Source organism: Micromonospora sp., assembly GCF_048594385.1.
In the GTDB taxonomy this organism is placed as follows: Bacteria; Actinomycetota; Actinomycetes; order Mycobacteriales; family Micromonosporaceae; genus Micromonospora; species Micromonospora wenchangensis.
The window spans coordinates 1-8,999 of sequence record NZ_JBMDWU010000586.1 but is presented as its reverse complement, the minus strand read 5'-3'; the positions used below and the strand labels follow the sequence as shown (position 1 = coordinate 8,999).

The following is an 8,999-nucleotide window of genomic DNA, read 5'->3' as shown; positions in this document are numbered from 1 at the left end:
CCACCCCCACGCCCACCCCGACCCGTACCGCCACCCCGACCCCGACCCCGACCGCCCCGCCGACCGCCGGCGGCAGCTGGACGGCCGGCCGCAGCTACCAGGTCGGCGACGTGGTCACCTACCAGGCGGTGAGCTACCGGTGCCGACAGGCGCACACCGCCCTGCCGGGCTGGGAGCCGCCCTACGTGCCCGCCCTGTGGACCCGGATCTGACCCGGCCGTCGACCATGCCACCGCCTCGACCGGGCGTCACGTCCCCACCCGCCGCCGGCCCCCGACGGGCCGGCGGCGGCCGGCCACCCGTACCCGCCGGCCGACCCGGCCGCCGCCGGGGCACCCTGGTCGCCGTGGCGGCCCTGCTGCTCGCCGGATGCGCGTCCACCGCGCCCCCGGCCACCCCCGCGCCGGCACCGTCGGGCACGACGACCGTGGTAGACGGAACCGACCTGGTGTTCCTGCACACCATGACCGCCCACCAGGAACGGACCCTGGCCATCGTCCGGGCCGCGCCGCAGCGGGTCCGGGAACCCCGGTTGCGGACCCTCGTCGCGGCGATCGACGCCACCGAGAGCGACGAGGTGGCCCAGGCCCGCCGGTGGATCGCCGCCGCCGGCCCGGCTGGCGACCGCCACCGGCACGCCCACCCCGACCCGGGCGACACCCCCGACCCGGTGGCACTGCTGCGCGGCACCCCGGACGCCGGCTACGACGCCGCCCTGGTGGCGGTGCTGGTGCCGCAGCAGCGGCAGGCCGCCGCGCTGGCCCGGGCGCACCTGGCGGTGGCGGTCGCCCCGGCCGTCCGCGACCTGGCCCGGCGCATCGACGAGTCCCGCACCGCGCAGATCCGACTGATCGCCGCGCTGCCTGTCACCCCGCCCACCCGCTGACCACCGACCGACGCCGCACGACGACGCCACACCGGAAACGGCCGATTCCGCCATCCGTACGGTCAGCGGGCCGAATCGTTCGGTCACCCCCGCGACATCGATGTTCCTCGTGTTTCCGGCCACCGGTATAGTCCCGGCAATCCCCATTGGAGGGTCGCAGGGAATACACGTGATCTGCGTGACGGCAGCTGGGCTGGAGGATGCGCTGTCCGGCTCACCATTCGTCGGACGGCGGCCGGAGGTCGCCCGCATCCGCGCCGCCCACGCCGACAGCGTCCGCACCGGCACCCAGGTCGTGTGCGAGGTGGTCGGCGACCCGGGAATCGGCAAGACCCGCCTCGTCCACGCCGCGCTGGACGGCTGCCTCCCGGCCCTGCCCCGGGCCGTCGGCACCTGTGTGGAAGCCGAGCGGGACATCCCGTTCCACGTCTTCCGGCACGCCTTCGGCGCCCCCCACCCCGTGAGCGTCGACCCACAGCACCCCACCGCCGTGCCCGACGGCCTGCCGACCCCGCCCGCCGTCGCTCCGCTCGACGTACGCCAGTTCCGCACCTACCAACTGGCCCGCCGGCTGCTCACCCTGGCCGCCCGCGACGGGCTGGCCCTCGTCCTGGACGACCTGCACTGGGCCGACACCTCGTCCATGGGGCTCGTCGCCCACCTGCTGCGCTACCCGGTGTCCGCGCCGCTGCTGCTGATCCTGGTCTACCGGCCCCGCCAGCTCGACACCGCGATGCCGTTCGGCCCGCCCGACGCCGGCGTCCCCGGCGGCCGGGGCCGGGAGCGGATCGAACTGGGACCACTCAGCCTCGCCGAAACCGTCGCGCTGTACCCGGACGAGGACCCGGCCGACCTGGGCCGCCGCCACGACCGGGCCGCCGGCAACCCCGGCTACCTCGCCGCGCTGGACGCCGTCGGGCCGGCCGACGGCGACCGGGACGCTGCGCCGACCACCGGGCCCCGGCTCACCGAACGGGCCGTGGGCACCCTGCGCGCCGAGTGGGCCGGCCTGGCCCCGGTCGACGCGACCTGCCTGCGTGCCGCGGCCGTGTGCGGCACACCGTGCGGGGTGGACCTGCTCGCCGAGGTCGCCTGGCTGCCGGCCGGGCAGGTGACCGAGTCCGCCTGGCGTCTGGTCCGCCGGGACCTGCTGCGGGTCGTCCCGACCACGGCACGGTTCACCTTCCGGCACCCGGTGCTGCGCGCGGCGGTCGCGCAGGACACCGACCCGGCCTGGCGGGCGGAGGCGCACCACCGGGCTTTGACCGTGCTGCTCGCCCGGCAGGCCCCGCCGGCCGAGCGGGCGGAGCAGGCCGAACACCTGCTCGGGCTGCCCCACGGCCGGCCGGTCGAACCCTACGTCGACGTGCTCTGCCGGGCCGCCGAGCAGATCCGCGGCGACGCCCCGGAACTGGCCGTCCGCTGGTTGCGTACGGCGTTGCGCGCGGTACGCCCGCCGGCCGGCTCCCCGGACAGCCGGCACGACGTCACCCTGCTGCTGGCCCGGATCACCGGCGAGATGGGCAACCTCGCCGAGAGCCGCACCCTGCTGCGGGAGGTCGTCCCCGAACTGCCCGTCGACTCGACCGGCCGCCGGACCGCCGCCGTCGCCCAGTGGGTACGGGTGGAACGCCTGCTCGGCAACTACGCCGAGGCCGCCGCGATCAGCCGCCGGGAACTGGTCGGCACACCGACGCCGACCGCCGGGGCGTTCCAGCTCGCCACCGAACTCGGCGCGATCGGCATCCTGTCCGGTCACCCGTCGCCGGTGCCCGGCGGCGCACCCGACGGCGAGGCCAGCGGCGTCGACCGGGCCGGCCTGCTCGCCGTGCGCGGACTCGCCGCCGCCCACGACGGTGAGGTGCAGATCGCCCGGGAGCTGCTCGCCGTCGGCGCGCCGATCGTCGACGCGCTGCCCGACCGGGACCTGCGTGAGCGCCCCGACTGCCTGCTGGCGTTCGGGCTGGCCGAGCTGTTCCTGGAACGCCCCTCCGACGCCACCCGGCACCTCGACCGGGGGATCACCCTGGTCCGGGACGCCCACCGCGACGACGGGCTCTGCCAACTGCTGCTCGGCCGCAGCCAGGTCGCCTACCACCGGGGCCAGCTCGGCACCGTGATCGGGCTGACCACCGAGGCCGGCGGCATCGCCCGCCGGATCGGCAGCCGTTCCCTGCTCAGCTTCGCCCTCGCCTTCGAGGCGCAGGCCACCGCGTGGCGGGGTGGCCCGCGCGACGACGAGCGCGCGGTGGCCCTGGCCCGCACCGCCGTGGAGCTCGCCAACGACCTCGACAGCTGGTCGGGACGGACCGCGGCGACCGCGCTGGCCACCGCGACACTGCTCGCCGGGGACCCCGCCACCTGTGTGGAGATGCTCACCGACGCCGGTGGCGACAGCCGGCTCACCCGCCTGCAGGCCTCCCTGCGACCGATGTGGCACGAACTGCTCTGCGCCGCCGCCCTGGCCGCCGGGGACCTGCCCGAGGCGTACCGGCGGGCCCGCGCCGCGTTGGCCGCCGCCGACCTGCTCGGCCTGCCCGGCCAGTACGCCTTCGCCGAATCGGCGTACGGGGAGGTGCTGCTCGCCCGGGGCGAGGTGCTGACTGCGCTGCCGTACCTGCGTACCGCGTCGGACCGGTTCCGGGCCGCCGGCATGACGCTGCGGCACAGCCTCGCCCTGGTCGCCATCGCCCGCGCCTCCGAGGCGGTGGACCAGCACGGCCCCGCCGGCCGGGCCCGCCGCCGGGCACAGGAACTGGCCGCCCGGTGCGGCACCGAACGGGTCGGCCTGCGACTGGCCCGGCCGGTGCGGGCGCTCGCCGAGACCGCCCTGACCGACCGGGAGTGGCACATCGCCCGGCTGGCCAGTACCGGCGTCACCAACCGGCTGATCGGCCGTCAGCTGCACATCAGCCCCCGCACGGTGGAGGCGCACCTGACCCGGATCTACCGCAAGGCGGGCGTGGAGTCCCGCTCCGGTCTGGTCGCCTGGGTGTCCCGTTTCGACGACACCGACCGCTGACCCGGGCCCCCGCTGCGGCGGCGTCAGCCCTTGTCGGCCAGGGCGCCGTCCCCGACGGGCGTCGGCTGTGGACCGTTGGTGTCCAGCAGGCCCGCGATGTGTGCCTCGGCCTGGTGCTCCACCGCCAACCGGAACGCCTCGGTGAGCACGTTGACCACCCCCTGGGTCAGCAGGATCGTCTCCCGGTCCCCGTCGGACCACGACGGCCGGGGCCCGCCACCCAGTTCGGGGGCGAGCGTCAACATCCGGGCGGTGACCTCCGCGACCAGTTCGTCGGCGAGGGGCCGGACGCTGTCGAGCACCTCACTGAGCGCCTGCAACGCCGGCACCGTGCCCATCCGGACCCGGTGCAGGTCCAACGCGGCACGCAACGGCCGGGGCCGCACCGTGCGCACCGTGCCGTCCGGCGCCCGCCCGATCACCCCGTGCCGGGTCAACGCGTGGGTCAACGCGGGCCGTTCGGCAGCCAACCGTTGCAGCATCGCGGTCAGCCCGTCGGAGGTGTCGTCGCTGCCCCGCACGCCGAGCATCGCCTCGATGGAGACCAGGTTGAAACCCTGCCGTTGCAGGGTCAGGATGGCCTCCAGCCGGCGGACGTGGGAGTCGTCGTAGAGCGCGACCCGACCCCGGCGCACCGGGGGTGCCAACAGCCGGCGGGCCTGGTGGGCACGGATGTTCCGCGCCGACATGCCCACCTTGCGGGCGAGTTCCTCAACGGTGTAGCCGACCGCGGTGCCGGCGGTCGCCGGCCCGGTCGTCACCCGGTCGATGGTCACGATGGCCTCCGCCTGCGTCGGGGACGGGGTACGGCGACCTGCCGGCCGGTTGCGGCGGACGGCAGACCCCCCGTGGCCGAGCGTATGGCCGGGCCACTCCCGGCGACATGAGGGGAACCACTACTTGCCCCCGACGGCGACCAACCATTATCCTCTGTGACCGCGCGATCACAGCATCCTCGGACGGCCGGATTCGCTGTCAGCGTCCCGGGGCGTCGGTGGCGCGGGCCGGGGCGGTGAACGGCAGGAGCACCCGGAACACGGTCGACCCGGGCACGCTCTCCACCCGGATGTCACCGTGGTGCTTGTTGACCACGATCCGGTACGAGATGTCCAGCCCCAGCCCGGTGCCCTCACCGACGGCCTTGGTGGTGAAGAACGGTTCGAAGATACGCGGCCGGACCGCCTCGGCGATACCCGGCCCGGTGTCGACGATCTCGACGGCCAGCAGGTCGCCGGCCCGGCCGGTGCGCAGCGTCAGGGTGCCCTCCGGGCCCATCGCCGACAGCGCGTTGTCGATCAGGTTCGTCCACACCTGGTTCAGCTCGGCCGCGTACGCCGGAATCGGGTGCAGGTCCCGGTCGTACGCCCGGACCACCCGCACCCCCGGCGGCACCTTCGCCTTGAACATGACCAGGGTGGCGTCGAGCAGGTCGTGCACGTCCACCACCTGGTGCGGGGCCCGGTCGAGCTGCGAGTACTGCTTGGCCGCGCCGACCAGGGTGGAGATCCGGGTGACCGCGTCGTCGATCTCGGCCATCAACTGCTCGGTGTCCAACGTGTACGACAGCCACCGCACCGCCGACTCCAGGTCCTGCGGGCCGACCACCTCGCGGACCTGCTCCAGCCAGGCGGTGTCCAGGCCGGCGGCGACAAGCGTCGGCGCCAGGTCCCAGCCGGCGGTGACCCGCTGCCCGTCCAGCCAGTCGGCCAGGGCGTCCTCGGCGTCGCTGGCCGCCATCGGGGACAGCTGCGGCGCGCGGGCGGCCCGCTTCACCGCCTCCTCCTGCAACTCCACCAGGGCGTGCAGCCGCCGGCCGTCGAGCCGGCCATCGGCGATCATCGCCAGCTTGTGCCGCATCCCGGCGACCCGGTCCCGCAGCGCCGAGGTGGCCCGTACCGCCGCCCCGGCCGGGTTGTTCAACTCGTGGGTGAGCCCGGCCGACAGCGAACCCAGGGCGAGCAGCCGTTCCCGCTCGCCGATGATGGTCTGGGTGTCGCGCATCCCGAAGAACAGCCCCTCCAGCAGGTGCATGGCCATCGGGAACCAGGTCCGTACCGCGTGGGCGAACGTCTCGGCGGGTAGTACCAGGAACGCGGCGTCGGTGACCGCGCGCAGCGTGTTCAGGTAGACCTGGTCGACCTGCCCACCGAGGTACGCCTGGGTGGCCCCGCCGTACACGCCGCGCTGGTCGGTGCGGGTGACCTCCAGGTCGTCGCCGTGCACCCGCCGGCTCATCGACACGGTGCCGGACAGCAGGGTGAAGAAGCAGGTCGCCTCCTCGCCCTCGGCGTAGACCACGGTGCCGGCGGCCCGGTGCTCGACCCGACCGTGTTCGGCCAGCCAGTCGAGCTGGTCGGCGTCGAGGGCGGCGAACAGGAACAGCTCCCGAATCTGGTCCGGGGTGAGTCGTTCGTCGGAGTCGCTCACTGTGCCTCCAGATAGCGGTGTACCAGCGAGACGGCCATGGCACCCTCACCGACCGCCGAGGCGACCCGCTTGACCGAGGAGGCCCGCACGTCACCGGCGGCGAACACCCCCGGCAGGCTCGACTCCAGGTGGTACGGGTCGCGGGCGAGGGTCCACCCCGGTGGTTTGCGGCCACCGACCGTCAGGTCCGGGCCGGCGACGATGAAGCCCCGCCCGTCGCGGACCAGCACCCCGTCCAGCCATTCGGTGCGCGGCTCCGCGCCGATGAAGATGAACAGCCACGAGGCGTCCACCTCGCGGACGTCGCCGCTGCGGGTGTCCCGCAGCCGCAGCCGTTCCAGGTGCCCGTCGCCCTCGCCGCCGACCACCTCGGTGTGCGGGTGCACCACGATCCGGTCGATCCGGTCCAACTGCTGGATCAGGTACGACGACATCGACGCGGTCAGGTCGGCGCCCCGGATCAGCAGGTGCACCCGGCTGGCGTACCGGGAGAAGTGCACCGCCGCCTGGCCGGCGGAGTTGGCCCCGCCGACGATCCAGACGTCCTGATCGACGCAGCTGGGTGCCTCGGTCGACGCCGCGCCGTAGAACACCCCGCGCCCGGTCAGGTCGGCCAGACCGGGCGCGTCGAGCACCCGGTAGGACACGCCGGTGGCCAGCACGACCGTGTGCGCGGCGATGGTGCTGCCGTCGCCGAAGTGCAGCAGCCGGGCCGCTCCGGCGCTCTCCAGCCCCACCACCTCGCGGGTGCTGAGCAGCTCCGCGCCGAACTTCAACGCCTGCCGGCGGGCCCGGTCGGTGAGCTGGGCGCCCGAGACCCCGTCGGGGAAACCGAGGTAGTTCTCGATCCGGCTGCTCTGCCCGGCCTGGCCGCCGGTGGCCCGCCGCTCCACCAGCACGGTGCGCAGCCCCTCCGACGCCCCGTAGACGGCAGCGCCGAGCCCGGCCGGCCCACCACCGACCACCACCAGGTCGTAGAAGTCGGCGGACGGGGCGACGGTGAGCCCCGCCACCGCCGCCAGTTCCGCCTCCGTCGGGGCGACCAGCGCCTTGCCGTCCGGGGTGACCACCAGCGGTACGTCGGTGGCGTCGGCCCCGGCGGCGGCGAGCAGCCGGCCACCCTCCGGGTCGTCGGTGAGCAGCCAGCGGTAGGGCACCAGGTTGCGGGCGAGGAAGTCACGGACCGCGAACGACGGGGCCGACCAGCGGTGCCCGACCACCCGGATCTCGTCGCTGGCCTGGTCGGGGCTGGCCAGCCAGGCCTCCAGCAGGGTGTCCACCACCGGGTAGAGCTTCTCCTCCGGCGGGTGCCACGGCTTGAGCAGGTAATGGTCCAGGTCGACCACGTTGATCGCGTCGATCGCCGCCTCGGTGTCGGCGTACGCGGTCAGCAGCACCCGGCGGGCGGCGGGGAAGAGGTCCATCGCGGCCTCCAGGAACTGGATGCCGTTCATCTCGGGCATCCGGTAGTCGGCCAGCATCACCGCCACCCGTTCGCCCCGCAGCTTGATCTCCCGCAGCGCCTCCAGCCCGCCGGGGCCGGAGTCGGCCCGGACCACCCGGTACCGGTCGCCGTACCGGCGGCGGATGTCCCGGGCGACCGCCCGGGAGACGGCGGGGTCGTCGTCGATGGTGAGGATCACCGGCTGTGCCATGGTGCCCATGTAAGCACAGCCGTCGGGCCGGTCGTCCGGGCCGCCGAGGGCGGTCCGGCAGTGGTCGGCCCGACGGTGGTTATCCGTTGGTTTTCCCCCGGACACGGCCTATGGTTGCCCCATGTACCCGGCCGTCAGCCTCCGCCCGACCGCCACCGGTTCCCCGGTGGCGGTGGTCGTGGTCGGCCGGTGCGGGGCGGTGGTTCCCGGCGGGACCGTTCCCGACGCGACCCTGCCCGCCGTCGTGCCCACCCAGGGGCGGCCGAGCCCGATCCCCGCCGGGCGTGGCCCACCCGGAGACCCCGCATCCTCCGCAACGGCCACCAGGGCGAAGCCACCAGGCTTCGGCCCTTTTTCTGTTTTCCGGCTTTTCTGTTCCCGGCTTTTCTGAGCCCGAAAGGACCCTTCCATGAGCACCGATCTGCACCACCAGGCCGACCAGCACCGGCTGACCATGCTCCGCGAGAGCCTCACCGACCAGTTCGCGTCGCAGACCGCCCGGTTGACCGAGTTGACCGCCGACACCGGTGACCCGGCCGAGGCGCACACCCGGGGGGCGCTGATCGCGGCGACCCGGCAGAGCCTCGATCACCTGGCCGGCGCGCTGCGCAGGATCGCCGAGGGGAGCTACGGCCTATGCGAACGCTGCGAGGTGTCCATCCCCTCCGAGCGGCTGGAGGTGCGGCCCCAGGCCCGCTTCTGCGTGCCCTGCCAGCAGAAGGCACACGGCGGACCCCCCACGGCCGGCCCGCCCGGGGGGGCCGGTTCCGGTCCCCACCCGCCGGCCCCCGGGCTGGGGGGTGGGGACCGGTGGTCGGTTCGCATCCTTTCGAGCTGATGACGGTGACGCGTCACCTGTCGACGGCGTCACACCGGGAGCCCGGCCCGGCAGCTCCGGAGGCCGCGAAACCTCGTCGTGGTGCCCGGTGTCGTGGTGCCCGGTCGGGAACCGAGCCGTTGACGTCGTCAGAATCGAAGGACGCGTACCGGTCATCCCCACCCCGGATCG

At 74.5% G+C, this 8,999-nt stretch carries 7 protein-coding genes; 4 read left to right on the top strand and 3 right to left on the bottom strand.

Annotated features, from left to right (window positions below; genetic code table 11):
- The 3 genes from ACOJTC_RS30640 to ACOJTC_RS30630 form a co-directional block, all read left to right on the top strand.
- Positions 1-212: carbohydrate-binding protein (locus ACOJTC_RS30640; protein ID WP_420119493.1), on the top strand; the 212-nt coding region annotated here is incomplete at its 5' end.
- Between the two features lie 134 nt (positions 213-346).
- Complete coding sequence (locus ACOJTC_RS30635) at positions 347-886, top strand: DUF305 domain-containing protein (protein WP_420119492.1); 540 nt, start codon at positions 347-349, stop codon at positions 884-886.
- Between the two features lie 178 nt (positions 887-1,064).
- Entirely contained in the window at positions 1,065-3,908 is a 2,844-nt protein-coding gene (locus tag ACOJTC_RS30630) for an ATP-binding protein (RefSeq protein ID WP_420119491.1), read from the top strand.
- Between the two features lie 23 nt (positions 3,909-3,931).
- Here the strand turns inward: ACOJTC_RS30630 and ACOJTC_RS30625 are convergent, their stop codons facing one another.
- The 3 genes from ACOJTC_RS30625 to ACOJTC_RS30615 form a co-directional block, all read right to left on the bottom strand.
- Positions 3,932-4,684, bottom strand: coding sequence for a MerR family transcriptional regulator (locus ACOJTC_RS30625; protein ID WP_420119490.1), 753 nt, complete (start codon positions 4,682-4,684; stop codon positions 3,932-3,934).
- A 199-nt stretch (positions 4,685-4,883) separates the two neighbouring features.
- Positions 4,884-6,335, bottom strand: a complete 1,452-nt coding sequence (locus ACOJTC_RS30620; RefSeq protein WP_420119489.1) for an ATP-binding protein — start codon at positions 6,333-6,335, stop codon at positions 4,884-4,886.
- Complete coding sequence (locus ACOJTC_RS30615) at positions 6,332-7,990, bottom strand: FAD-dependent oxidoreductase (protein ID WP_357927584.1); 1,659 nt, start codon at positions 7,988-7,990, stop codon at positions 6,332-6,334. Before ACOJTC_RS30615 ends, ACOJTC_RS30620 begins: the two co-directional genes overlap by 4 nt.
- Positions 7,991-8,399: 409 nt before the next feature.
- Between ACOJTC_RS30615 and ACOJTC_RS30610 the strand changes: the two genes are divergently transcribed.
- A complete protein-coding gene (locus ACOJTC_RS30610; RefSeq protein ID WP_420119488.1) occupies positions 8,400-8,828 on the top strand; it encodes a TraR/DksA family transcriptional regulator in 429 nt (142 codons plus the stop codon).
- The last annotated feature ends 171 nt before the right edge of the window (positions 8,829-8,999 follow it).

Excerpts from the sequence above, each read along its gene's own strand:
- ACOJTC_RS30615 (WP_357927584.1), bottom strand. The coding sequence starts at position 7,990 with ATGGCACAGCCGGTGATCCTCACCATCGACGACGACCCCGCCGTCTCC.
- ACOJTC_RS30610 (WP_420119488.1), top strand. The coding sequence starts at position 8,400 with ATGAGCACCGATCTGCACCACCAGGCCGACCAGCACCGGCTGACCATG.